The 25653-nt window shown below is 67.9% G+C and carries 18 protein-coding genes; 12 read left to right on the forward strand and 6 right to left on the reverse strand.

The window, feature by feature from the left end; all coding sequences use genetic code 11:
• The first annotated feature begins 45 nt into the window (after positions 1–45).
• Both CSW64_RS05610 and pdxH read left to right on the forward strand, forming a co-directional pair.
• Positions 46–1755, forward strand: a complete 1710-nt coding sequence (locus CSW64_RS05610; RefSeq protein WP_099621180.1) for a YadA family autotransporter adhesin — start codon at positions 46–48, stop codon at positions 1753–1755.
• Positions 1756–1793: 38 nt separating this feature from the next.
• Entirely contained in the window at positions 1794–2459 is a 666-nt protein-coding gene (pdxH, locus tag CSW64_RS05615) for a pyridoxamine 5'-phosphate oxidase (RefSeq protein WP_099621181.1), read from the forward strand.
• Here the strand turns inward: pdxH and CSW64_RS05620 are convergent.
• Positions 2440–3072 (reverse strand): TetR/AcrR family transcriptional regulator, encoded by a 633-nt coding sequence (locus CSW64_RS05620; protein ID WP_099621182.1) that lies wholly within the window; start codon positions 3070–3072, stop codon positions 2440–2442. The genes pdxH and CSW64_RS05620 overlap by 20 nt on opposite strands.
• 73 nt (positions 3073–3145) lie before the next feature.
• The gene (gene udk, locus CSW64_RS05625) at positions 3146–3820 is read right to left on the reverse strand and encodes a uridine kinase (RefSeq protein WP_099621183.1); all 675 of its coding nucleotides are present in this window, start codon (positions 3818–3820) and stop codon (positions 3146–3148) included.
• Between the two features lie 172 nt (positions 3821–3992).
• On the opposite strand from udk, the gene CSW64_RS05630 reads away from it, so the two are divergent.
• From CSW64_RS05630 to CSW64_RS05640, 3 genes are read left to right on the forward strand one after another with little or no spacing between them, the layout of a single operon-like run.
• Positions 3993–6974: a long-chain-fatty-acid--CoA ligase gene (locus CSW64_RS05630; RefSeq protein WP_099621184.1), complete on the forward strand. Its 2982-nt coding sequence runs from the start codon at positions 3993–3995 to the stop codon at positions 6972–6974.
• Between the two features lie 44 nt (positions 6975–7018).
• On the forward strand, positions 7019–8101 hold the full coding sequence (locus CSW64_RS05635) for a YjgN family protein (RefSeq protein ID WP_172448464.1): 1083 nt from the start codon (positions 7019–7021) through the stop codon (positions 8099–8101).
• Positions 8101–9165: a M48 family metallopeptidase gene (locus CSW64_RS05640; RefSeq protein WP_099621186.1), complete on the forward strand. Its 1065-nt coding sequence runs from the start codon at positions 8101–8103 to the stop codon at positions 9163–9165. The genes CSW64_RS05635 and CSW64_RS05640 overlap by 1 nt, the downstream gene beginning before the upstream one ends.
• Here CSW64_RS05640 and CSW64_RS05645 read toward each other — a convergent pair.
• On the reverse strand, positions 9162–10061 hold the full coding sequence (locus tag CSW64_RS05645; protein ID WP_099621187.1) for an MBL fold metallo-hydrolase: 900 nt from the start codon (positions 10059–10061) through the stop codon (positions 9162–9164). The genes CSW64_RS05640 and CSW64_RS05645 overlap by 4 nt on opposite strands.
• 85 nt (positions 10062–10146) lie before the next feature.
• On the opposite strand from CSW64_RS05645, the gene CSW64_RS21940 reads away from it, so the two are divergent.
• Complete coding sequence (locus CSW64_RS21940) at positions 10147–10314, forward strand: hypothetical protein (RefSeq protein WP_172448465.1); 168 nt, start codon at positions 10147–10149, stop codon at positions 10312–10314.
• Here CSW64_RS21940 and CSW64_RS05650 read toward each other — a convergent pair.
• A complete protein-coding gene (locus CSW64_RS05650; protein ID WP_099621188.1) occupies positions 10311–10721 on the reverse strand; it encodes a TIGR01244 family sulfur transferase in 411 nt (136 codons plus the stop codon). The genes CSW64_RS21940 and CSW64_RS05650 overlap by 4 nt on opposite strands.
• A 94-nt stretch (positions 10722–10815) precedes the next feature.
• On the opposite strand from CSW64_RS05650, the gene oppB reads away from it, so the two are divergent.
• Positions 10816–11739 carry an oligopeptide ABC transporter permease OppB gene (gene oppB / locus CSW64_RS05655; protein WP_099621189.1) on the forward strand — a complete coding sequence of 308 codons (924 nt, stop codon included), beginning with the start codon at positions 10816–10818 and terminating at the stop codon, positions 11737–11739.
• Positions 11736–12644, forward strand: coding sequence for an ABC transporter permease (locus CSW64_RS05660; protein WP_216361239.1), 909 nt, complete (start codon positions 11736–11738; stop codon positions 12642–12644). The genes oppB and CSW64_RS05660 overlap by 4 nt, the downstream gene beginning before the upstream one ends.
• A gap of 155 nt (positions 12645–12799) precedes the next feature.
• On the opposite strand, the gene CSW64_RS21945 is transcribed toward CSW64_RS05660, so the two are convergent.
• Positions 12800–13360, reverse strand: coding sequence for a hypothetical protein (locus CSW64_RS21945; protein WP_172448466.1), 561 nt, complete (start codon positions 13358–13360; stop codon positions 12800–12802).
• Between CSW64_RS21945 and CSW64_RS05665 the strand changes: the two genes are divergently transcribed.
• The 3 genes from CSW64_RS05665 to CSW64_RS05675 all read left to right on the forward strand — a co-directional run bounded on the left by CSW64_RS05665 (position 13359) and on the right by CSW64_RS05675 (position 19658).
• Positions 13359–15032 (forward strand): peptide ABC transporter substrate-binding protein, encoded by a 1674-nt coding sequence (locus CSW64_RS05665; RefSeq protein ID WP_172448467.1) that lies wholly within the window; start codon positions 13359–13361, stop codon positions 15030–15032. The two genes, CSW64_RS21945 and CSW64_RS05665, sit on opposite strands and share 2 nt — an antisense overlap.
• A gap of 433 nt (positions 15033–15465) precedes the next feature.
• Positions 15466–18471, forward strand: a complete 3006-nt coding sequence (locus CSW64_RS05670; RefSeq protein WP_172448468.1) for a TonB-dependent receptor domain-containing protein — start codon at positions 15466–15468, stop codon at positions 18469–18471.
• A gap of 155 nt (positions 18472–18626) precedes the next feature.
• On the forward strand, positions 18627–19658 hold the full coding sequence (locus tag CSW64_RS05675; RefSeq protein WP_172448469.1) for a retroviral-like aspartic protease family protein: 1032 nt from the start codon (positions 18627–18629) through the stop codon (positions 19656–19658).
• 66 nt (positions 19659–19724) lie between these two features.
• Here the strand turns inward: CSW64_RS05675 and CSW64_RS05680 are convergent, their stop codons facing one another.
• Positions 19725–21731 carry an alpha/beta hydrolase family protein gene (locus CSW64_RS05680; protein ID WP_172448470.1) on the reverse strand — a complete coding sequence of 669 codons (2007 nt, stop codon included), beginning with the start codon at positions 21729–21731 and terminating at the stop codon, positions 19725–19727.
• 394 nt (positions 21732–22125) lie between these two features.
• Between CSW64_RS05680 and CSW64_RS05685 the strand changes: the two genes are divergently transcribed.
• Positions 22126–25164, forward strand: coding sequence for a TonB-dependent receptor plug domain-containing protein (locus CSW64_RS05685; RefSeq protein WP_172448471.1), 3039 nt, complete (start codon positions 22126–22128; stop codon positions 25162–25164).
• Positions 25165–25653: the final 489 nt, after the last annotated feature.

Raw genomic sequence — 25653 nt, forward strand, 5'->3', positions numbered from 1 at the left:
CGCGACTGTCGCCACCCTCGCCCGCTCTTGGCTGAGGAGGCGACGATGGCGACGGGCATTCGAGGGCGGACGGGCATCCTGCTGGCCACGACGGCGCTGTTCGGGGCGGCATGGCTGTCGCCGGAGCCGGCGCGGGCGCAGTTCGTGTGCGCCGGCAGCGCGACGGGCGCGGCGCCGACGAGCGGCGGAGGGGCGGTGAGCCCCGGGACGAACAGCATCGCTTGCGGCCCCGGCGCGACGACGACCGGCGCGCGTTCCACAGCTATCGGCGATGAGGCGGGGCGGGCCGCCGCCGCCGGCAACGACGGCGTGACCATGGTCGGCTTTTCGGCCGGTCTGGAAGGGTCCGGATCCGGCTCGACCATGGTCGGCGCCTATGCCGGCGTCCTCGCCAAGGGCAATCAGAACACGGCGGTCGGCTACTTCTCAGGACGGCAGGTCGAAGGCGAATGGAACACCGGCCTGGGCGTCGAGGCCGGAGGCTTCACCGTGGGCAACCTCAACACGGCGACAGGCTACTATGCCGGCAACTACGTCATCGGCAACAGCAACGCCCACTATGGAGATCAGGCGGGCGCCAGCACCCGGGGCAGTTTCAACACCGGGCTGGGATCGTTGGCCGGCGCCGTGGCGAGAGGGTCCTACAATTCCGCGGTCGGATACTCGGCCGGCGGGAACGTGAGGGGGGACGGCAACAGCGCGTTCGGCTGGCAGTCCGGGGACGATGTTGAAGGCGACGACAACCTCGCTCTCGGGTCGAGAACCGGCGTAGGGGTGACCGGTTCATACAACATCTCGTCGGGCTACCATTCCGGCAACGACGTGACGGGTGATTTCAACGTGGGCTCCGGTTTCGACTCGGGATCGCGGGTCGTCGGCAACGGCAACGTGGGCTACGGCGCGTTCGCGGGCTCGGACGTCAACGGCTTCGGAAACACCGCGCTCGGCGCCGCGGCGGGATCTTTCATCAACGGCCGGTCCAACGTCGGCGTGGGCGAGGCGGCGGGCCAGTTCGTCACCGGCTCGCGCAACGTCGCCATGGGCTATTTCACCGGCGAGCGGATCACGGCCGACGATACGGTGGCGATCGGCACGCAGGCGCGGGCGACGCAGAACGGCGCGGTCGCGATCGGGATGAACAGCGTCTCGTCGGGCGTCAACGCCATCGCCATCGGCACGGGAGCGGTCGCCACGGGCTCGATCGCCATCGGCGCGGGGGCGCAGGCCGGGAACGGCGGGGCGGCGCTGGGCGACGGGGCGGTCGCCACCGGGGCGGGCAGCGTCGCCCTGGGGCAGGGCTCTGTTGCGACCCAGGCCAACACGGTCTCGGTCGGCGCGGTCGGGGCCGAGCGTCGTGTGACGAACGTCGCCGCCGGGACGGCCGCGACCGACGCCGCCAACGTTCAGCAGGTCCAGACCGCCGCCGCCCAGACCCTGTCCCAGGCCAACACCTACACCGACCAGCGGTTCGCCCTGATGGACCAGGTCTTCGACCGGCGCATCACCGGGGTGGAGCGCAAGCTGGACGACGTCGGGGCGATGAGCGCGGCTTTCGCCTCGATGGCCGGCAACACCGCCGGACGGGGCGGGGGACTGCAGAACCGGCTGGTGATCGGCATCGGCGGCTTCGGCGACAGCGGGGCGGTGGCCGTCGGCTACAGCCGCGACTTCGGCGAAAGAAGCTCGATCAACATCGGGGTGTCCACCGCGGGCGGCAAGGTGATGGGCGGCGGCAGCTTCGGCTTCGCCTGGTAGGCCCTGCCATCGCCGCGGATCGGCGCTATATCGGAAGCATGGATGACGCCGACCTGATCCCGCCCTCGCCGAGCGAGGCCGACTACATCGCCGCCCAGAAGGAGGCCGGGCCGCCGCTGCCCGAAGGGGGTGATCCGATCGCCCTGTTCGGCGAGTGGCTGGAGGCCGCCCGCAAGAGCGAGCCCAATGACCCCAACGGCATGGCCCTGGCCACCGCCGACGCCGACGGCCTGCCGGACGTGCGGATGGTGCTGCTGAAGGACGTCGATGCGCGGGGCTTCGTCTTCTACACCAACACCGAGAGCGCCAAGGGGCTGGAGCTGGCGGCCAATCCGCAGGCGGCCCTGCTGTTCCACTGGAAATCCCTGCGCCGCCAGGTGCGGGTCAGGGGGCAGGTGGAACGGACGACGGACGAAGAGGCCGACGCCTATTTCGCCACCCGCGCCCGCCACAGCCAGATCGGCGCCTGGGCCTCGGACCAGTCGCGACCGCTGCCGGATCGTTTCGCGCTTGAGCGCCGCGTCGCCGAGGCCGGCCTGCGCTTCGGCCTGGGCAAGGTCCAGCGGCCGCCGCACTGGTCGGGCTTCCGTATCGCGCCGCAGGTGATCGAGTTCTGGCGCGACCGGCCGTTCCGCCTGCACGAGCGGCTGGTGTTCGACCGCGCCGCGGACGGCGGCTGGGCGACTAGGCGGCTTTTTCCCTGACGGCGTAGCGGGCCAGGAAGGTCGCCACGCAGTCGTCGACGATGGTCGCCAGCGACCGGCCCGGCTGGGCGTCGTCCCCGCTGATCAGGCCCAGCAGCAGGGTGCTGTGTTCGATCATCCCCTGCAGCTGGCCGGCGGCCCAGGACGGCTTCTGCAGGTCCAGTTCGCCCTCGTCGGCCAGCGCCGACAGGATGCGCAGGGCCGTGCCGCCCAGCTCCTCGCGGCCGCGTTCCCGGAAATGATGCGCCAGGTCGGGGAAGCGGCGCCGTTCGGCGATCACCATGCGGAAGAGCGACCGCGAAACGGGGTCGCTGTAGAATTCGGCGTAGGCCAGGCCGAAGGCGGTCAGCCTCTCGCGGGCGTCGCCTTTCTGGTGGGCGGTGGCGCGGACCCGGGCGGCGATGCCGTCGATCGCGCTCTCGACGACGATCCGGAACAGGTCGGCCTTGCTCGGGAAATGGGCGTACAGCGTGGCGGTGGAGACGCCGGCGTCCCGCGCGATGTGCTCCATACCTGCGTGAGAGAAGCCCTCTCGGGCGAAAATCGCCGTCGCCGAGGTGAGGATGAGCAGCCGCTTACGCTCTGAACGGTTTCCCTCGACTCCCGACGCCATGATGCCCCGTTACTCTGCCCGCCTGCATCCTATAGGCGTGAGTCCTTGCGTCGCAAGGACTCGTTTCAAAGTTTCACAATGTCAGAGTCTTCAGAAGCGGGTGGCCGAGCACCGGCGCCAGCAGACGGTCGAACTCGGTCGGATCATCCGGAATCACCGCGCCGCGCGCGTCGGCGATGATCAGGTCGGCGCGGCCGCGGGAAGGCTCGATCAAGCGCTCGTGCGCCGGTCTGACCGTGGCCAGGTACTGATCGATCACCGACTGCGCGGTTCGGCCCCGCTGGATCTGGTCCCGGATCAGCCGGCGGATGAACCGGACGTCCGCGGGGGTGTCGACGAAGATGCGCAGGTCGAACAGGTCGGCCAGCGCCGGCGTGCAGAGCAGATGCGCGCCCTCGACCACCACCACCGGGGCCGGAGCGACTGCGGCCGGCTCGCCCTTCCGCCGGTGGGTCTCGAAACAGTAGACCGGCGCCTGAACGGTCTCGCCTTCGCGCAGGGCGGCGAGATGCGTCGCCAGCAGAGCGTGATCCTTGGCCGCCACGTCGTCGAAGTCGAAGCTGGCCGGGTCGAAGCCGGGCTCGTCCCAGAAGTCGCGGTAGTAGTCGTCCTCGATGATCAGCCGGACGCAGCCCTCCGGCAGCCGCGCCTGCAGGGCGTGGGCGAGGGTGCTCTTGCCGGAGCCCGAGCCGCCGGACACGGCGATCAGCAGCGGGCGCTGGGAGGCGTCAGAGAGGCGTTTGGTCATCGGCGCGGGCTTATGCCGGAGTTGCGGCGAGCCGTCGACTGCGGCTGCGGGACGCGGTCGCCGGCGGCTAGGTTATCAATGTTTTCTCTTCGTGCGGGCGGTGCGTTGTGCGTTGCGAAAACCGCCGCTAGGGTCCCTTCCGCAACGATAACACATAGGGGAGAGATCGGGCATGCAGGGCCTGATGCAGCAGTCGGCGCTGACCGTCGACACCATCCTGGATCACGCCAAGCGATGGCACGCCGACCGTGAGGTCGTGACGCGGTCCGTCGAAGGACCGGTCGTCCGGACCACCTACGCCCAGATCCACGAACGGGCCAAGCGCGTGTCGAACGCCCTGCTGGGGCTGGGCGTCCGCGTCGGCGACCGGGTCGCCACGCTGGCCTGGAACAGCGGTCGCCACATGGAGGCCTGGTACGGCATCATGGGCATCGGCGCGATCTGCCACACGCTGAACCCGCGCCTGCACCCCGAGCAGATCGCCTGGATCATCAACCACGCCGAAGACCGCATCATCTTCGTCGACCTGACGTTCGTGCCGATCCTGGAAGGGATCCTGGCCAACTGCCCGTCGGTCGAGCATGTCGTGATCCTGACCGACTCCACCCACATGCCGCATTTCCAGATCCGCGGCGTGCCAGGCGTGAAGTGGCAGGCGGCCCACACCTACGAGACCCTGGTCTACGGCCATTCGCCGGACTGCGCCTGGGGCGGTTTCGACGAGAACACCGCCTGCGGCCTCTGCTACACCTCGGGCACCACGGGCGACCCCAAGGGCGTGCTCTACAGCCACCGGTCGAACTTCCTGCACACCCTGCTGACCATGACCGGCGACTGCATGGGCGTGACCAATTCGGACGTCATCCTGCCGGTGGTGCCGATGTTCCACGCCAACGCCTGGGGCGTGGCCTTCTCGGCGCCGGCCGTCGGGGCCAAGCTGGTCATGCCGGGCGCCAAGATGGACGGCGTCTCGATCTATGAACTGCTGGAGACCGAGGGCGTCACCTTCTCGGCCGCCGTCCCGACCGTGTGGCAGATGCTGCTGCAGCACGTCGAGAGCAATGGCCTGCAGTTCTCGACCCTGAAGAACGTGCTGATCGGCGGCTCGGCCGTGCCCGAGGCGATCGTGCGCGGCTTCGACAAGCTGGGCGTCACCGTCCGTCAGGGCTGGGGCATGACCGAGACCTCCCCGCTGGGCACCGTCTCGACCCTGACGCCCGAGCTGAAGGGCCTGAGCTACGACGAACAGATGGTCTATCGCCTCAAGCAGGGCCGTCCGCCGCTGGCCGTGGACCTGAAGCTGGTCAACGACGCCGGCGAGCGTCAGCCGCACGACGGCGAGGCCGTGGGTCGCCTGATGATCAAGGGGCCGATCGTGGTCCGCGAGTACTTCAAGGGCGCCGGCCCTGTCGTGGACGAGGAAGGCTTCTTCGACACCGGCGACGTGGCCAACATCGACGCCGCCGGCTTCATGCAGATCACCGACCGCGCCAAGGACGTCATCAAGTCGGGCGGCGAATGGATCAGCTCGATCGACATCGAGAACATCGCCGTCGGCCATCCCAAGGCGGCCCTGGCCGCGGTGATCGGCGTGGCCCATCCCAAGTGGGACGAGCGCCCGCTGCTGCTGGTCAAGCTGAAGGAGGGCGAGAGCGCGACCAAGGAGGAGATCCTGCGCTTCCTGGAAGGCAAGATCGCCAAGTGGTGGATGCCCGACGACGTCGCCTTCGTGGACGACATCCCGCTGGGCGCCACCGGCAAGATCGACAAGAAGCTGATCCGCCAGCGGATGGCCGACTACGCCCTGCCGGCCGTGCCGGTGCTGGTCGCCGCGGCGGCCGCCGAAGCCGCCAAGGTGGTCCCCCTTCGGACCGATCCCGACCCGATATTGCACGCCCCCGAGGCGGAGGATCCCGCGGGAAAATCTGAGGCCCCGACGCGCACGGCAGCCGTCGGGGCCGAAGAGTCCCTTCCCGCCGAGATTGAATCTACCCCTGAAGCGGTCGCTCCCGAAGCGACCGCCGAAGCCTGGCCCGGCCCGGTCGAGCCTGTGTCGGAACCCATTGAAGAGACCGCCTCGCCGCCCGTCGAAGCGGCGGAGCCGGTCGAGCCCGAGCCCGGACCGGAGCCGGAGGCCATCGCCGTCCAGGACGACGGCGAGGTGCCGCCGCCGTTGCCGTCGATGCCGGACATGACGCCGATCGACCCCGCGGACGCGGTCGCGGAGCCGCTGGTCTTCCCCCTCGCGGCTTCGGAAGCGGTCGACGAACCGCCGCTCCCGTCCGCCGAGCCTCGGACGACCGAGGACGCGCCGCTGGCCTTCGCCGCCCCGGCCTACGCCGCGCCGCGCCGCAAGCCTGACAATCCCTGGGCGGCGGGTTACCTGAACCTCGCCGTGCTCTTCGCCCTGGTTCCGGCGCTGCTGGCGGCAGGCGGCGTGCTGGGCGCCCGGTTTGGGCTGTGGAGCTGGGTCCAGGGCTACGAAGCCATGCTGGTGCGCGGGGCGACCCCAGCGCTGGGCTGGGCTCAGGCGCTGGCGATGGTCGGCGCCCTGACCGGCGTGCTGGCGCTGATCGTGGCGTTGTTCGCCGGCTTCTCGAAACATTGGCGCAAAGCGGCGTTGGCCCTGGCGATCACGGCCGCGACCTGGGCCGGTTTCGCGGCCTGGAGGACCTGGCAGGCGTCCAACCCGCCGATCCATGACGTGGCGACGGACTGGTCCGAGCCGTTGATGTTCTCCAAGGCCATGCTGGTTCAGCGCGGCGCCGGGGCCAACCCGGTCGACGCCGCCCCCGCCCTGGCCGTCGGGTCGCGGGCCTTCTCGGGGCGGACCCTGGCCGACGTCAACGCCGAGACCTGCCCCGACGCCCGTCCGGTGACGGTGCGCGCCACGCCGGCCCAGGCCTTCGCTCACGCCGAGGCGGTGCTGCAGGCGGCCGGCCTCGTCCTGGTCACGCGGGATCTCGCCGGCGGCCGGCTCGAGGCGACCGCGCGGCGGCCGCTGTCGGGCGTCGAGGACGACATCGTCCTGCGGGTCCGCCAGGCTGTCGACGGCGCCCGGATCGACGTACGCTCCGTCGGCCGGATCGGCGAAGGCGACGGCGGCGCCAACTGCCGCCGCATCAAGGCGTTGACGAGCGCCCTCACGGGCTGACACAACCTGCGGACACCGTCCTGCCGGGGGGAATTATGGACGACATGACCGCCGCCGCGCGCGGCGAGACGCTGACCTTCAGCGAGCGTATCGAACTCAAGCCGTTCCTGTGGTTGAGCCTCAAGAACGGCCTTCTCAACATCATCACCCTGACCCTCTATCGCTTCTGGGGGAAGACCGAGGTCCGACGCCGGGTGTGGTCGAAGATCGCCGTCAACGACGAGCCGTTCGAGTACACGGGCCGGGGGGTCGAGCTGTTCCTCGGGTTCCTGATCGCGCTCTTCACGGTCGGCCTGCCGTTCCTGATCGTCGTCTTCGGCGCCCAGTTCCTGGGACCGGCCTTCGCCCTGCTGATCATCCTGCCGCTCTACATCGGCATGTTCGTGCTGCTCGGCGCGGCGATCTTCCTGGCCTTCCGCTACATGGCCAGTCGGACGCGCTGGCGGGGCATCCGGTTCCGCATGCATGGATCGCCGCTCAACTTCGCCTTCTCGTACATGGGCTGGCTGCTGCTCACCGGAGTCACGCTCGGCTGGTACACCCCGGTCATGAGCCTGAACGTCGCCGAGCGGCTGTGGGGCGGCCTGCGCTTCGGCGACCAGCATTTCCGCTTCGTGAAACCCGACGACCACGGCCTTTGGGGGCCGTTCGCCCTGGCTTGGGTCGGCAGCATCGTCGGCTACATCGTGGTGGTTATTCCCGGCATGATCGCGGTGATGGCCGCCACCGGGAGCCTGACCGCGGAGACGCCGACGGAACCTTCGGTCGCGGGCATCGTCGGCCTGTACGGCGTGCTTTTCGTCTATCTGGCCATCGCGATGCTGGTGTACGCGCCCTACCACGCCGCGGTGATGCGGACGGTCGCCGGCTCGTTGCGGCTGGGAGACGCACGCTTCAAGCTGGACGTCACGGCGATGCCCCTGCTCGGGTTGACCATCACCAACACCCTGCTGCTCGTTTTCTCGATCGGGCTGCTGTCGCCCTACGTCCAGGCGCGGACGGTGCGGTTCATGGTCAAGCGCCTGACCAGCACCGGCGAGGCGCCGCTGGCCGAGGCGTTGCAGACCGGTGCGGGCCCTCGCACTGGTGAAGGCCTGGCGGACGCGTTCGACTTCTCGATCATCTGATGCAGGGGCGGTACTTCGACGGCCGCTCCGCCCGACCGCACGATGTGATCGTCACGGCGGAGAGCGGCGAGCTGGCGGGCCAGGGGGAGGGCGTCGCCTTCCGCTGGCCGCTGGCCGAAGTCGAGCTGGTGGACGAGGACCAGGGACGCGTGCGTCTTGGTCGTCGCCGCAGCGACGAGCGGTTGGTGCTCGATGCGGCCGAATGGGACGTCATCGGCGGCGGCGCGCTCAAGACCGTGCGCAAGGCCGCCGGCCGTCGCGAGCGCCGGCTTGTGATCGCGCTGGCGGCCGCCGGCGTCACCCTCGGCCTGGGGATCTTTGTCGGGATCCCGGCGGCGTCCGGCCCCCTCGCCAAGGCGACGCCGCCCGAGCTCGAGGCGCAGATGGGCGACAACATGGCCGGTCAGCTGAAGCTGGGGCTGCGCCCTTGCGACGGCCAGGTCGGTCAGGCGGCGTTGCAGACCGCCAGCGAGCGTTTGGCGGCGCATGCGGACATGCCGTTCGACATCAAGGTGACGGCGGTCCGCGCCCCCCTCGTCAACGCCTTCGCCCTGCCGGGCGGTACGATCCTGGTCACCGATGACCTGATCCAGCTGGCCGACACGCCGGACGAGCTGATGGCCGTGGTCGCCCACGAGATCGCTCACGTCGAGAAGCGCCACGCCATGCAGGCCGCCTGGCGGTCGATGGGCGTCGGTCTTGTGCTGGACGCCGTCGTCGGCGGCGGCACCGGCGCGGGGCAGCAGGCGGTCCTGCTGTTCGGGGGCTTCACCGAGCAGCGGTTCAGCCGCCAGCTTGAGCGCGAGGCGGACGATCGGGCCATGCAGCTGCTGACCGCCGAGGGGATCTCGACCCGGGGCATGGCGGACTTCTTCGATCGCCTCGCCGACCACAAGTCGTCGCGCGAGGCTCGGGACGTTGTCGAGTGGTTCTCCAGCCACCCTGACACCGGACGGCGGAGCCAGGCGGCGCGCGCGGCGGCCAAGCCCGGGCGACCGGCGATGAGCGCGCCGGAGTGGGGCGCCGTCCGCAAGGCCTGCGCGAAGGCTCCGAAGAAGACCTAACCCGGCAGGCGGTATTCGCTGTCGAGGGCCGGCTCGCCGTCGGCGCGGATGCGGCCTTCTCCGGCCAGCTGGATCATGTGCGCCAGCATGGACCGCGCGGCGGCCGGGTACAGCCGGCTGTCGACATCCTTGTAGAGCACGGGGACGATGTCCTTGATCCGGGCCGGGCCGCGCGCCAGGGCGCCGAGGATCTGGGTTTCCCGCGCGCGGCGGTGGTCGATGTAGGCCTGGATGAAGGGCGCCGGATCGGTCACTGGCGGCCCGTGCGTCGGCCACAGGGTCGAGAAACCGCGGTCCTTGATACGGTCCAGGCTGGCGAAGTAGGCGGCCATGTTCCCGTCCGGCGGGCTGATCACCGTGGTCGACCAGCCCATGATGTGGTCGCCGGAGAACAGGGCGTTCTCTTCCTTCAGCGCGAAACAGATGTGGTTCGAGGTGTGGCCGGGCGTCGGGATGGCTTCCAGCGTCCAGCCCTGGCCCTCGAACAGGCCGCCTTCGCAGACGGTCACGTCGGCGACGAAGCCGCGGTCGTCGTCCGCCTCCATCTTCACCCCGCCGCCGTCGTCCTCGGCCGAGGTGAGCGGGCAGCCATAGGTGACGGCGCCCGTCAGGGCCTGCAGCGGCTTGGCCAGCGGCGAGTGGTCGGCGTGGTTGTGGGTGACGAAGATGTGGGTGATCCGCTCGCCCTCGGTGGCGCGCAGGATCGCCTGCAGGTGGTCGTCGAGGTCGGGACCGGGGTCGATCACCGCCACCGATGCTCCACGGCCGACGATGTAGGTCCCCGTGCCGAGGTAGGTGAACGGGCCCGGATTATCAGCCACCACGCGCCGGATCAGCGGCGAGACCTGATCGACGACGCCGTACTGGAAGGTCAGGTCGCGGACGAAGGGGATCATGCGGGAAGCCCTTGGTAAATGAGCGCTTAAGAAAACGGCGCCGTTCTTGCCGATGACGCCTCGGTTCCAGCCCGGAGGCGCCAGAATGGCCGAGGACGTCGCGATCTTTGTCTCAAAACGGTTCCAACGCGTCGTGTTCGCGTTCCTGTGCCTCATGGCGGCGCAACTGGTCCTGGCCAGCTGCGAGCCCGAACCCGCCGCGATGGGCTCGGCCCGCGCCGTGGCGGGCGTCGCCCTGGACGGCGGGCGCTAGCCTCCGAGCACGCTCGACAGGTCGTAACCGGCGCCGCGGCCCAGCGAAACCAGTTCGCCGCGCGGACGCTCGCCCGACAGGGCCTGACCCAGCGACCAGGTGACGATCGAGCGGGTGCCTGAGCGGCAGAAGGCCAGCACCGGGCCCTCGGCCTCGGCGATCGCCAGTCGATTGGCCTCGACCTGATCCGGCGTCGGCTGTCCGACCACGGGAATATGCATATAGTCCAGGCCCGCGGCGCGGGCCGCCGCCTCGACCTCGGCGCTGGAGGGCTGGCCCGGCTGCTCGCCGTCGGGCCGGTTGTTGATCACCAGCCTGAAGCCCTGGGCCGCCGCCGCGGGCAGATCGTCCAGGCTGATCTGGGGGCTGACCGAAAAGTCGTCAGTCACCTGCCGGAAGTCGCTCATCTCGGGTGGTCTCCTTGGCGTTCGTTGACAACATCGGGGGTGGGTGGAAGGTTCGCAACCGCCTAGCGGCCCCGCCGCCCGAGTGAGCCGCCCGATGTTGCGCTTTCTACTACGCCGTCTCCTCGTGGCGATCCCGACACTTTTTCTGGTGGTGACCCTCGCATTCTTCATGATGCGGGCCGCGCCCGGCAGTCCGTTCGTCAACGAGCGTCAGATGACGCCCGAGGTGCAGAAGGCGGTGGAGGCCAAGTACGGTTTCGATCGGCCGCTGGCCGAACAATATGTCCGCTACCTGGGCGACGTCGTGCGGGGCGACTTCGGGCCGTCGCTCAAGTACCGCGGCAAGACCGTGCTCGACATCCTCGAGGAGAACTACAAGGTCAGCCTGATCCTGGGTCTGAGCGCGATTGTCATCGCCTCGATCGTCGGAGTCAGCCTGGGCGTCATCGCGGCGCTGCGGCAGAACCGGGTCGCGGACTACGTCACCATGGCCGTGGCCATCCTGGGGGTCTGTATCCCGACGTTCGTGACCGCCCCGCTGCTGGTGCTGCTGCTGGCGTCGAAGCTGGGCTGGCTGCCGACCGCCGGATGGAACGGCGGGGCGCTGGCGAACCTCGTCCTGCCGGTGACCGTCCTGGCGCTGCCGCAGATCGCCATCATCTCGCGGCTCACGCGGGCCGGGATGATCGAGGTGCTGCGCTCCAACTACATCCGCACCGCGCGGGCCAAGGGACTGCCGGAGGGCCTGATCGTCCGCAAGCACGCCCTGCGCGCCGCCATCCTGCCGCTGGTCAGCTATCTGGGGCCGGCTTGCGCGGGCCTGCTGACCGGGTCGCTGGTCGTCGAGCAGATCTTCAACCTGCCGGGCCTGGGCAAGTTCTTCGTCATCAGCGCTCTGCAGCGGGACTACACCGTGGTGATGGGCATGGTGATCGTCTACGCCCTGCTGATCCTGGTCCTGAACCTGATCGCCGACGCGCTCTACGCGGCGCTGGATCCGAGGGTGAAGCTGTCGTGAGCCTGGCCGATCATATCCCGGGCTCGCCCCAGCGCGCCGCGCTCATCCAGCAGGCCGTGAAGGGGCGCTCCCTGTGGGACGACGCCCGCCGACGGCTGCTGTCGAACAAGGCCGCCCTCGCCGGCATGGTCGTGCTGGCCTTCATGATCCTGGTCGCCGTCGTCGGGCCGTTCCTGACGCCTTTCCACTACGACACCGTCACCAAGACGGACGTCTGGATGGCGCCGGGGCAGGGCGGTCATCTGCTCGGGACGGACTCGCTCGGCCGCGACCTGTTGGCCCGGCTGGTCGCCGGCCTGGGCGTGTCGCTGGGCATCGGCGTGGTCGCGACAGGGGTGTCGCTCTTGATCGGCGTCGTCTGGGGGGCGGTCGCCGGCTATGTCGGCGGGCGGGTGGACGAGGTGATGATGCGGATCGTCGACACCCTCTACTCGCTGCCCTTCATCTTCTTCGTGATCCTGCTGATGGTCACCTTCGGCAAGAACATCTTCCTGATCTTCCTGGCCATCGGCGCGGTCGAGTGGCTGACCATGTCCCGCATCGTCCGCGGCCAGACCCTGACGCTGAAGCAGAAGGAGTTCGTCGAGGCGGCCCGGGCGGCCGGCCTGTCGAGCCGCCAGATCATCCTGCGCCATATCGTGCCCAATCTGCTCGGGCCGGTGGTGGTCTATGTGACCCTGACCATTCCGGCGATCATCATCGCCGAGAGCTTCCTGTCGTTCCTGGGCCTGGGCGTCCAGCCGCCGATGGCCTCGCTGGGCACGCTGATCGCCAACGGCGCGCAGGACATGGAGCTGGCGCCGTGGCTGCTGATCTTTCCGTCGCTGACGATGGTCGTGACCCTGATGGCCTTCAACTTCATCGGCGACGGCCTCCGCGACGCTCTCGATCCGAAGGATCGATAGTGTCGCGGACTCTTCCAGATAAAGGTGGGCGACGCTCTCGATCCGAAGGATCGATAGTGTCGCGGACTCTTCCAGATAAAGGTGGGCGACGCTCTCGATCCGAAGGACCGATCGCGTCGCGGACTCTATCGAACGGAAATGAACTCGGCCGGGCCTCAGTTCTGGCGTTTGGCGCGGACGGACCGCTGGCCGTCGACGCTCAGGAAGTAGCTTCCCATGGTCGCCTTGCGGATCAGCACCTTGGAGCCGGCCTTGGGCGGGCGAATGCGCTCGTTGTCGGTCTGGATCCAGATCGCGCCGTCGGGCAGGCGGATGGTCCATTTGCCGTCGCCGCCCTGACGCGCGGATTCGACGGTGCTTTCGAGGCTGTCGATGCCCTCGGCCTCGGTTTCGGGCTTGGCGCTGTTCCCGCCGCTCATGAAGCTGGGCATGCGGAAGTTGAAGCCGAAAGCGGCCTTGCGCGCCTCCTGGACCTGGGCGCGATCGACCACCACCACGTCGCCGGCCTTTTCAGCGGCGTCGAGGCTCGCCGTCGTGCGGTCGAAGCAGGCGAGGCGCTCGGCGCCGTCGGTGATCTTCCGGCAATCCACGACGGCCTGGAGCGCGCCGGCCCGGGCCTTGGCCACGGGCTCCGCGGCCTGGACCGTGACGGCCAGGGCCGAGGCGGTCGCAACGACGGCGCAGGCCGACAACCAACTTCCAGTGAACTGTGACATGGGCCACTCCCGAACCAGATTCGCCGCCATAGAAGAGGCGCCTCGCCTGTTCCGCAATCTCTTCCTTGTCGGCGCGGGCGTCCTGGCGCTGTCGGCGTGCCAGAAGGGGCCCGTTCGGCCGCCCTGCCCAGAGGGCAAGGTCTGTCTCCAGTACGGCAACACGACCGAGCCGGCGACGCTGGACCCGCATCTGTCGACCGGCGTCTGGGAGGACCGGATCCAGGGCGACCTGTTCGTCGGTCTGACCCAGTCGGCCGCCGACGGCTCGACGATTCCGGGCGTCGCCGAGCGCTGGGACGTGTCGGCCGACGGGCTGGTCTGGACCTTCCATCTGCGAGACAGCTACTGGTCGGACGGCAGGCCGCTGACGGCGGAGGACTTCGTCTATTCGCTGCGTCGCGTCCTGGATCCGAAGACCGCGTCCGAGTACGCCTCGATCCTGTTCCTGCTGAAGAACGCAAAGGCGGTGAACAAGGGCGAGGCGCCGCCGGAGGCGCTGGGCGTCCGCGCGCTCGATCCTCGCACCCTGCAGATCACGGTGGAGCACCCGGCCCCCTACCTGCCGGAGCTGGCCAAGCACCATGTGCTCTATCCTGTGCCGAGACATGTGACGGAGCCCAACGGCGAGCGGTGGGCGAGGCCGGGCGTCATGGTCAGCAACGGTCCCTACAGGCTGACCGAGTGGCGGCTGGGCGACTATGTGAAGGTGGTGCGGAACCCGCGCTACTGGGACGCGGCCAAGCTCTGCGTCGACGAGATCAACTACTACCCGACCAACGATGCGATCTCGGCCGAGCGGCGAATCGCGCGGGGCGAGCTGGATGTGAACACCGACATCAAGTCCAATCGCATCGCCTATCTGCGCAAGGAGATGCCGGGGTACGTCCGGGTTCATACCTACCTCGGCGTGGCCTATCTCGCCTTCAACAACAACCCGAAGACCGGTTTCCCGCCATTCCGCGATCGCCGCGTGCGCCAGGCGCTGGCGATGTCGATCGACCGCGACTTCATCACCAAGCAGCTCTTCCGGGGCGGGCAGGAATCGGCGGCCACCTTCGTGCCGCCCGGCGTGGCCAACTACCGTCCGGTAAAGCCGCCGTTCTGGTTCGACTGGCCGCTGGAGCGCCGGCAGGCCGAGGCGCGCAAACTGCTGGCCGAGGCCGGCTATGGCCCGGATCGCCCCCTGAAGTTCGAGATCAAGCATCGCAACACGCCCGACCCGATGCTGTTCATGCCGGCGGTGCAGGCCGACTGGAAAGCGATCGGCGTGCAGGTGAGTCTCGCCCAGCAGGAAACCCAGATCGCCTATGCGGACTATCGCGCCCGGGCGTTCCAGGTCGCCGACGCGGCCTGGATCGCCGACTACAACGACGCGACCAGCTTCCTCGACCTGCAGCGATCCTGGTACGGGCCGCAGAACTACGGCGACTACGACAACCCCGCCTACGACGCGCTGATGGCCAAGGCCGACCTGGAGCCTGATGCGGACAGGCGGGCGGAATACATGGCGCAGGCTGAGCATATGATGCTCGAAGACGCGCCCGTGGCGCCGGTCTACTTCTATGTGAACAAGAACCTTGTGAATCCGCGGGTTACGGGCTGGGCCGATAACCTCGTGGACCATCATCGGACGCGCTGGCTGTGCGTGGCGAAGGCGCCACGGACGCGCTAGACCGTTTCATTAGAAACTTAATGGTTTGGAACCTTTTGGTTTTCGGCCCCGGGTTTTGGGGGCCAGCTTACCCCCTGCCGCACGCTTTTAGGGGCGGTGCTTCCTGCCGCGGGAAGGGGCGGGCGCCCCTGTGGCGCAAGTGCGACAATGTAGCGGCGTTCTTGTTGCCAACTTGTAATGGTCGTTGACCGTGGTTCTGCCTGTGGCAAGGATCGCGCATTCGGGTGCGAAGTGCGCCTGGAACTTTCGTCCAGACATGAGGGGGCGCAGTCGGGTGAGTTCGGCTAGCGCTGATCCGGAGGGAATAATTTTGAGGCTCCAAACCACGCGCGGGCGCCTGCTGGCGTCCACTATGATTTGCGGCGCGGCGCTCGCTGCGTTTGCAACCGCCGCCCCCGCGCTCGCGCAGGATGGCACCGAAGTCGAAGCGGTCGTGATCACCGGCTCGCGTATCGCGCGCCAGGACTACGTCGCCAACAGCCCGATCGCCACCGTCACCGGCGACCAGGCGGTGGCTAACGCCGACGTCACGCTCGACACCTACCTGAACACGCTGCCGCAGGTGAACCCGTCGGGCGGCACGACGTCGAACAACCCGCCGAACAACGGCCAGTCGAACGTCGACCTTCGCGGCCTGGGCTCCAACCGCAACCTGGTCCTCGTGGATGGACGTCGTCCCATGGTGTCGGCGAACACCATGGCCGTCGACCTGAACACCATTCCGCAGGCCCTGGTCGACTCGATCGAAGTCATCACCGGCGGCGCGGGCGCGACCTACGGCGCCGACGCCGTGGCCGGCGTCGTGAACCTGAAGCTGAAGAAGAACTTCGAAGGCGTCGACGTCCGCGCCAGCTACTCGAACAGCACCGAATTCTGGGATGCTGAAGAGTATCAGTTCTCGGCCGTCCTCGGCGGCAACTTCGCCGACGGCAAGGGCAACGCGGTCCTGGCCTTCGACCGGTCCTACCGTGAAGCGATGTCGAAGGGCCAGCGCGCCTTCTCGGCCATCGCGACCTCGACCACCGGCACCCCGCCGGAAGGCGCGATCCGCTTCAGCAGCGACAACGCCATTCCGCTCGCCGCGGCTCAGGCGCTGTTCACCGGCAAGTACGGCATCAACGCCCCCGTCGGCACCGGCACCAACATGGCGTCCGGCTCGCTGGGCTTCAACCTGGACGGCACGCTGTTCTACGGCGGTCTGGCCAACAACGCGACGCTGCAGGTCCAGAACTACAAGTATCCGGTCGACGTGTCGGTCAACACCCGGTTCTACCCGGACTTCTACAGCTACAACTTCGACGCGCTGAACCTGCTGACCCTGCCGATGGATCGGTACTCGTTCCTCAGCAAGATCAACTACAAGCTGGACAACGACGTCGAGATCTTCGGCCAAGTCGGCTGGACGCAGTACACCGCGGCCACCGCGCTCGCGCCGACCCCGCTGCCGACGGTCACCGTCTCGAGCATGACCGAGTCGAGCAACCTGCGGGTCAAGACGCCGCTGCTTGAAAACGGCGCCAACGTCGGCACGAACCTGCTGGTCAACGCGAACAACAAGTTCATCCCGGCCGACCTGAAGACCCTGCTCAACGCACGGACCGGCGACGATCTCCGCATCAAGGGCAGCGGCGCCAACGAGCCGTTCCTGTTCGGCTTCCGTCCGCTCGGCTTCGGCCCGCGTCTGTCGGAATTCCAGAACACGGTCGTCCAGTACATGGGCGGCGTTCGCGCGCCGATTTCCGAAAAGTGGACGTTCGAAGCGACCCTGTCGCAAGGCCGGACTCAGATCGACCTGACCCAGTACGGGAACATCGATACCCAGCGCCTGCAGAACATCCTGGCCGACCCGAACCAGATGGACGGCAGCAACGCCGCCTGCGCCGACAACAACTTCTTCGGCGACCGTTCGACCTCGGCGGCCTGCCGTCGCTACCTGGAATCGCCGGTCTCGCAGAAGACCAAGTTCGAGCAGACGATCGCTCAGGCCTTCGTGACCGGTCCGGTCGCGGAACTGCCGGCCGGTGAAATGCAGGTCGTGTTCGGCGCCGAATACCGCGGCTTCGAGTACAGCTCGGTCTTCCTCTCGACGCCGGGTCCGTTCTCGGGCTTCACCGTCGGCGATCCGGAAGCCGGTTCGAACGCCTTCTACGATCTGTTCACGGAAGCCTCGATCCCGCTGGTCAAGGATGCTCCCTGGGCTCAAAGCCTGGAGCTGGCCCTCGGCGCCCGCTACTCGTGGTCGGAGTTCGAGGACAAGATCGGCGGCTCGCGTCGTGCGCCGCGCGGCTCGGCCTCGTACAAGATCGAGCTGAACTGGCAGCCGATCGACTTCGCCCGCGTCCGCGGCAGCTACCAGCGCGCCGTCCGCGAGCCGAACTTCAGCGAGCTGTTCGCCGCGAGCGACACCAACCCGCAGATCTTCGACCCCTGCTCGGCCTTCAGCGCCAAGTGGCAGGCCAACCCGACCGGCTTCCGCGCCCTGTGTATCGCGCAAGGCGTGTCGCCGACCGGCGCGTCCACCTCGCCCGGCTCGCAGGCTTCGCTGACCCTCAACGGCAACACGAACCTGCGCCCGGAAAAGGCTGACACCTACACCGTCGGCCTGGTGGTCTCCTCGCCGTGGGACAGCCAGTGGCTGACCCGTCTGCGCGGCTCGATCGACTACTACAACATCGAAGTCAGCGACCCGATCCTGCTGCTCGACACCAACACGGTCATCGCCGAGTGCTACAACTACTTCGGCACCAACCCGAACTACAGCGCGACCAACAAGGCCTGTCAGGCGATCACCCGGTCCGGCGGCAGCCTGACCAACGCGTCGCTTCAGAACCCGGACCGCGCCGACGGCCGCTTCCCGACCACCAACGGCGGTATCGTGAAGACCTCGGGCCTGGACATCCAGCTCGACTACGGCTTCGACTGGGAATGGCTGGGTCTGCCGTCCTGGATGGGCTCCTTCCAATCCAACCTGCTGCTGACTCACGTCATCGAGTTCGCCCAGGCTGACAAGGAAGGCCTGCCGCCGGTCGACTTCACCGGCACCATCGCCTACTTCGGCGCCGGCCTCGGCCAGAGCTTCCCGAAGTGGAAGGGCGTCCTGAGCACGCGTTGGGATCTGGGCGAAACCCCGGTCGGCGATCTGTCGTTCGGCCTGCGGACCCGCTACATCGACAACATGCGGAACCGCCAGTTCGCTCAGTTCACGGGTGAGAACTTCCTCGGCATCGCCGGCGTCTCGCCGAACGTGCCGGCCACCTGGTACTTCGACGTCGACGCCCGCTGGGGCATCACCGACAACGTCGAACTGGTCGTGGGCGTGAACAACGTGGCTGACACCCAGCCGCGCGTGTACGGCCCGAACGTCCAGTCGGGCACCGATCCGTCGACCTACGACGTGGTCGGCCGCCGGGTCTTCGGCCAGGTCAAGCTGCGCTTCTAAGCCAGGCTTGATTTGAGAGAATTGGGCGGCGGGCTTTCGGGTCCGCCGCCCTTTTCTTTTGGAGCGCCCCTTTTCTTGTCGAGCCTCTTGCGCGACGGCTTCCGATGTTCGGCGGACGGCGTTACGTCTGGTTCCGGACGATCCGGAGAACGCCGATGGACAAGACGCTCACACGACGGCTGTTCGCGGCGGGGCTCGCCGCGCCGCTGGTCGGCTGCACGACGCTGGGCGCGGATGCTCTCTCCGAGACCGTCCAGGTCAACCTGACCCGATCGAGCCTGCCCCCGCCGCCGCCGGCCGTCGTGGCCGAAGGGGACGGCAGCCTGCGCAGCGGGATCGACGCCGTCCGCCGGATGACGGTGGAGGCCATGATCAATGAGACCGGCCCTTACAGTTTCGTGGTCGACACCGGGGCCAACCGCACCGTGCTGGCGGCCGAGATCGCCGATCAGCTCGGCCTTCAGTCGAGCGGCCAGATGGCCGTTCACGGCATCGCCGGCGTCCTGCCCGCCTACCGTGTGGACGTTCGTCGGCTGGATGTCGGCGAGGTGGTGTCGCGGCGTGTCCGCATGCCGGTGCTGCCGCGGCGGTATCTGGGGGCGGACGGGCTCCTGGGGGTCGATGTCCTGGCCCGGCGGCGCGCCACGCTCGATTTCGCAGGTCAGAGCTTTCACGTCACGGGCCCGGGCGCCCAGGCCGTCGGCACCCGCACCCAATCCGGCGAAGGGACGTCGCTCAGCGAGATCGTCGTTCCGGCCCGGCAGCGGTTCGGGCAGCTGACCATCGTCGACGCCGAGCTCGGCGGCGTTCCGCTGACCGCCTTCCTGGACTCGGGCGCGGAGATCACGGTCGGCAACTCCGTGCTGAGGAACCAGGTGCTCAGCCGTCCGGGGCTGGTCGGCGGCGGGCTTTCGCGCATCGAGCTGGTCAGCGCGACCGGCCAGCTGGTGGCGGGCGAGCTGGCGGTGGTGCCGCCGCTGCGTCTGGGCGGGGTGCGTCTCGGCAACCTGTCGTGCGTCTTCGCCGACCTCCACACCTTCGCGCTCTGGCAGCTGACCGATCGTCCGGCGATGCTGATCGGGGTGGACGTCATGCGCCACTTCGACTCGATCGAGCTCGACTTCAGTCGCAGCAAGGTCAGCTTCCGGTCGCGCCGCTTCAACCGCTCCCTGAGCATCGGCTCATAGGCCGAGAAAAAAGGCGCGGCGCCTGTCGACGCCGCGCCTTCTGGAGTGTTCGGCTTGCGGGCCGGCCTACAGGCCGCCGGGCCCGCAGTCGTTGACCAGATAGCTTTCGATCGCCGTCAGCACCTGGGCCACCTGGCCGGCCTCCCACTTGTTGGCCTCATGCCCCATGTCCGGGATGCTGAGGAACTTGTAGGGCTTGCCGGCGCTCTTCAGGCCGCCGACGAACCGGGTGGACTCCCCTTCGTCGACATTGGTGTCGCGATCACCGTGATACAGGAAGATCGGGATCGACACGTCCTTCACCAGGTCAACCGGCGACAGGCCGGCCAGCGACGGGCGCTGGTACTCGCGCTGGATGCGGTTGCCCAGCGCCTGGGTGCGGAACTTCTCGAGCGAGGCCACGCCCGCGCCCGCGACGGCGCACTGATAGATGCCGTTGGGACGGATCGACGCCATCATCGCGGCGTAGCCCCCGTAGGAGTAGCCGTGCATGGCGATGCGGTCCGGGGCGGCGACGCCCTGGGCGATCAGCCACTTGGCGCCGTCGTCCTTGTCGTCCTGCATCTTCAGGCCCCACTCGGCGTCGCCGGCGCGCCAGAGCTTCTGGCCCCAGCCGCGCGATCCGCGGTACTGCGGCTGAAGGACGGCGTAGCCGCGCGCGGCGAAGTACTGGGTCCAGCCGGAGAAGTCCCAGTTCATGTAGTCGCGCGCCCACGGTCCGCCGTGCGGCAGGATGATGGTGGGGTAGGGGCCCGCGCCGTAGATCTCCTTCCGCGGCGTGGTCAGGAAGCCGGGGATCATCAAGCCGTCGCGCGCCGGGTACTCAACCAGACGCGTGTCGCCGAGCGTGGTCGTGTCCAGCCAGGGGCGGGTCTTGCCCAACAGGGTCAGCTTGCCGTCCGTGAGCAGATAGTACTCATCGGGCTGGCGCGCGCCGGTCTTGGTGATGATCGCGTACTTGCGGTCGTCGGACCAGCCGCTGATGTAGGCGTCGAAACCGTCGGCCGTGCTGAACTTGCCCTTCTCGCCCGACGCGATGTCGGTCCATTGGACGGGCACGGTCTTGACGCCCAGCGCCTCGCGAGCGCCCTTGGCCAACGCCGCCAGGGCGGGGTCGGTCCAGTAGACCTTGGAGGTTTCGCCGGCGTAGCTGAAGCCGAGCAGCTCGCCTTCGTCGACGGCCGAGCCGGAGCGGATCGCGCTGCGGGCGTCGAAGAACTTCGTCTCGAAGATGATCTCGCCGAGCTTCCGCGCGTCGATGTCGTACTCATAGATGGCGGCCTTATCGCGCCCCTTGTTGGAGCGGATGTAGGCGATGTTCGGATCCCTGGAGAAGCCGATCAGCTCGGACTCTTCGCGCTCCTTGGGATACCAGCGGAAATGCTCGGCCCAGTTTCCCTTCGAGTCCCTGATCCACTGGACGAAGTAGGCGTTGCCGTTCTCGAATTCGAGCGACTGGCGAGCCCGCACTTCCTTGGCGTAGTCCATGCGGCTCGAGAAGAACTTATCCGAACCCTGATAGATGCGGCTCTTGGAGCCCGTGTAGAGATTGAGGCGATAGATGCCGCCGTCGGGAATGGTCGATCCGTTGGGCGACTTGCGCTCATAGATCACCACCAGGATGTTCTGGGGATCCTTGGGCAGGCTGTCCATGACGTCCGCGGACGCCGCGGCGCTCTGGTCCAGGTCGCCGTCCGCGTTCCGCCACGTCTTGCCCTCGAGGTCGGTGGTGAAGAAGCGGAAGGAGTGCGACTTGACCGACCCGACGGTGATGAGCTGCCGGACGGTGACGGCGATCCGGTCGTTCTTCACGAAATCGACGCCCACGCAGTCGGAGCGCTGGCCGCATCCGATCCGGTACGGCGGCTTGTCCATAGCCGTCGTGCTCCAGATCGCGATGTGGGCGTCCACGCCGTCGGCCGACACCAGGGCGGCGATATGCTTGCCGTCCGGCGAGAGCGACACGCCGTCGATCGCGGGTTGGCGGCCGAAGGCGTCGGCGCTGGGCGGCTTGGGGGCGGCTGGCGTCTGGGCGACGGCCGCGGGCGCGGCGGCGCCGACTGTGGCCGTCAAGGCGGCCATGCATAGGTAATGGAATAACGGCTTCACGGTGGCCCCTCGGAGTGATTTTCGCCCGTCCGCCGCGGAAATCATTCTCCCCCCCGCGGGCGCGATTCTGACGGAGCGCCGCCGACGATCGGCGGAATATGGTCAATCTAGCCGGTGATTCACGTTCGCCAAGCGAATCCTGCCAACCATGGGTCTGTGGCAATGGGGCGCAAAGATGCCCAAAAGGGCCCAAACTGTGGCGAGATTGCTACTTCCTCGCGACAGATGGGTCCGAATTTCGTCAAGTTCGGTTGTCGATCGTGGCAAAACTGTTAGGGTTTCAGCACCGGACGGGAAAGATCCCGTTAGTGGCCAGTCTAGGCCGCTTGTTCTCATGGCTACTGGGGGAAGTACCAATATGCTGGATCGGAAGTTGCTGCTCGGCTCGACAGTGATGGCGGGCTTCGCAGCCGCTCTCGCCGTCGCCACGCCGGCCGTGTCCTGGGCTCAGACGGCTCCGGCTGCGCAGGCGCCCAAGCCCGCGACCACGGCTGAAGAGGAAGAGAAGGAAGTCGAGGCGCTCGTCGTCACCGGCTCGCGTATCAAGCGTACGGAGTTCACCAGTTCGGCGCCGATCCAGGTGATCACGGCCGAGCAGTCGAGCCTGGAAGGCCTGGTCGACACGACCGACATCCTTCAGCAGTCGACCCTCGCCAGCGGCTCGTTCCAGTGGAACAACCAGCTGACCGGCTACGTCACCAACGGCGGCCCGGGCGGCAACAGCGTCTCGCTCCGTGGTCTCGGCGAGCAGCGCACGCTGGTGCTGCTGAACGGCCGTCGCGCCGGTCCGGCCGGCGTCTCGGGCCGCGTCGGTCCGTTCGACCTGAACGTCATCCCCTCCTCGCTGATCGAACGCGTCGAAATCCTGAAGGACGGCGCCTCGTCGATCTACGGTTCGGACGCCGTCGCCGGCGTCGTGAACATCATCACCAAGACCAGCCTCGACGGGTTCGAAGCCAACGTCTACGGCAACAAGTCGTTCGACGGCGGCGGCGATCAGTATCGGGTCAACCTGGCCTGGGGTAAGACGTTCGAGCGCGGCTACATCAACGGCGCGGTCGACTACTTCGAGCTGAAGGCGCTGAAGCGCAAGGACCGCGACGACACGGCCTGCGCCTCCGACTACCTGCTTCACCCGACCACCCGCCAGCCGATCGACTACCTCGGCCTGAACGGCAAGGTGAAGTGCTACAACCTGCCGAACGCCTATGTGTCCGACGCCCGTCCGACGGCCACGAACGTCTACGGCAACCTGATGCCGATCGCGAATCTGCCGGCCGGCTTCGTCCTCCCGACGGCCGCTCAAGGCAACATCGGCGCCGGCGGCGCCGCGCTGCCCGCGGGCTGGGCGCGTTGGGGCCGCGCCGGCTACCCGGCGACCTTCCCCTATGCTCCGTACGACTCCGAGCTGTACGACAACTCGACCACCATCAGCCCGGTCAAGCGCACCACCGTCTCGCTGAACGGCGGCTACGACCTCACGCCGAACATCGAAATCTACGGCGAATTCCTGTGGAACCGTCGTGAGTCCGAGCAGATCGGCGCGGGGCAGGTCTTCCAGAGCTTCGCCCAGCTGAACACCCTGCTTGGCGCGCCGAACAACCTGCCGGCCAGCAACCCGAACAACCCGTTCGGCTTCCCGGTCACGACGGTCTCGGCCTATGCCTCGAACGCCTATCAGGAAGTGAACTACACCCGGTTCCTGGGCGGCATCCGCGGCTCGCTGGACATCCTCGGCGGCTGGGACTGGGATCTGTACGCCCAGTACTCGAAGTCTGACGCGACCTACAACAACGGCGACCGCGTCTACCTCGACCGTCTGCTGGCCCTGAACAGCCCGGGCACGGCCTGCACCAACACCCCGATCGGCGGCAACGTCTCGGGCTTCAACTGTTCGGCCCTGCCGGCCGGCATTCCCTGGACCTCGGCCCGCGTCCTGAACGGCCAGTTCACCGACGCCGAGCGCGCCTTCCTCTTCTTCAGCGAGGAAAGCAACACGACCTACGAGCACAAGTACGTCGAAGGCTCGGTCTCGGGTAACCTGTTCACCCTGCCGGCCGGTCCCCTGGGCGCCGCCTTCGGCTTCCAGATCCGTCAGGAAGAGATCGACGACAAGCCGGGTCCGGTGGCCCTGGCGCGGAACATGGCCCTCTTCTCGTCGGCCGGCCGCACGGCGGGCTCGGACCGCGTGAAGGAAGTCTTCACCGAGTTCAGCATCCCCGTGGTCAAGGGTCTGCCGGGCGTCGAGAGCTTCGACATCAACCTGTCGGGCCGCTACTCGGACTACAAGTCCTACGGCAGCAGCAAGACCTACAAGGTCGGCCTGAACTGGCAGATCGACTCGTCCTGGCGCATCCGGGCGACCCAAGGCACCTCGTTCCGCGCCCCGGCGCTGTATGAACAGTACCTCGGCGCTCAGACCGGCTACCAGGCCCAGAGCGTGGTCGACCCCTGCTACGACTACGCCAACAGCACGACCAACACCGCGAGAATGTCGGCCAACTGCGCGTTGCAGGGCATTCCGAACAACAAGCTCGGCGGCTCGAGCGTCACGGTCTACAGCATCGGCGGCGCCGGGGTTGTCGGGCCGGAATCGGCTCTCGCCCGCACCGTGGGCGTGATCTGGACCCCGAGCTTCATCGACCTGTCGGTCGCGGTCGACTACTTCGAGTTCGACGTTAAGGACGAGGTCCGCCAGTTCGGCGCGAACAACATCCTGCGTCAGTGCTACGATGCGCCCGACTTCCCGACCAGCCCGTACTGCTCGCTGTTCCAGCGCGATGCGGTCTCCCACGACGTCCTGTTCGTCAACAACGCCTACGTCAACGTCGCCCGGCAGGTGAACCGCGGTATCGACCTCACGACCCGCTACCGTCATGAGTTCGACTTCGGCACCTTCACGCTGGACACCCAGTTCACCTGGCAGCTGCAGGACACCACCCGACTGCTCGCGACGGCGACCGAAATCGACGACAACGGCAGCACCAACGAGCCGGACTTCACGGGGCAGATCAATGCGCGCTTCGACCGCGGCGACTGGACCGTGTTCTGGGGCGTGGACATGATCGGCAAGACCTCCGACACCGAACAGCAGGCGGGGGATGTGTTCCCGTACACCCGCTATGCGAACCTGCCGGGCGGCATCAACTCGACGAACTGTGCGCTGCCCACCGGCTACTGCGTCTACTACAAGCAGTATGCGGAGTTCATGGCCTACCACGACGTCTCGGTCCGCCGCCGTATGGACGACTGGACCTTCGCGGCCGGCATCCAGAACGTGTTTGACGAGCGTCCGCCGGCTCAGTCCAACGGCCAGTTCCGGCTCGGCACCGCCGCGCTGAACATGTACGACATGGTCGGCCGTCGCGCGTTCATCAGCATCTCGAAGAAGTGGTAAGGTCCTAGACCAGACCTGAGCATTGGGCGGCGAGGGCGACCTCGCCGCCCTTTTCTTTTGCGCCCCGCACGGGTCGCGCCCGGGCCTCTTGCCGTCGTAGTTGGAGGCGGGGTGCTGGGCGATGACGCCGCCGCGCCTCATGCATGGAACCTCGCGATAGGTCCGAGCAAGGCGGCGAGGATGGTCTTGCGTTCTTCGGGACGCCGGGCTGAGGCCCGGCTCCTCAGGATGATGAACTTCAGAGCTCGTCATGGTGAGGGGCGAGCTTCGAGCGAGCGTCTCGAACCACGCCGGGGACAGCCGTGCAGCCGATCGCTGAGGCCGACTCGGGAGCATGACCCCGGGACGTCCGCGCGTCCGTGCTCTGATGTCGCGGGGCTTTCCGGCGAACATGGGTGGATGGGGCGGGCGTCACCTCCGCCCGGCGCTCCAGCAACGAAAAGCCCCGGACGTTTCCGGCCGGGGCGCGTCGTTTCGGTCTGCCCGCCG

Origin of the sequence: Caulobacter mirabilis (genome assembly GCF_002749615.1) — a bacterium.
Lineage (GTDB): Bacteria > Pseudomonadota > Alphaproteobacteria > Caulobacterales > Caulobacteraceae > Caulobacter > Caulobacter mirabilis.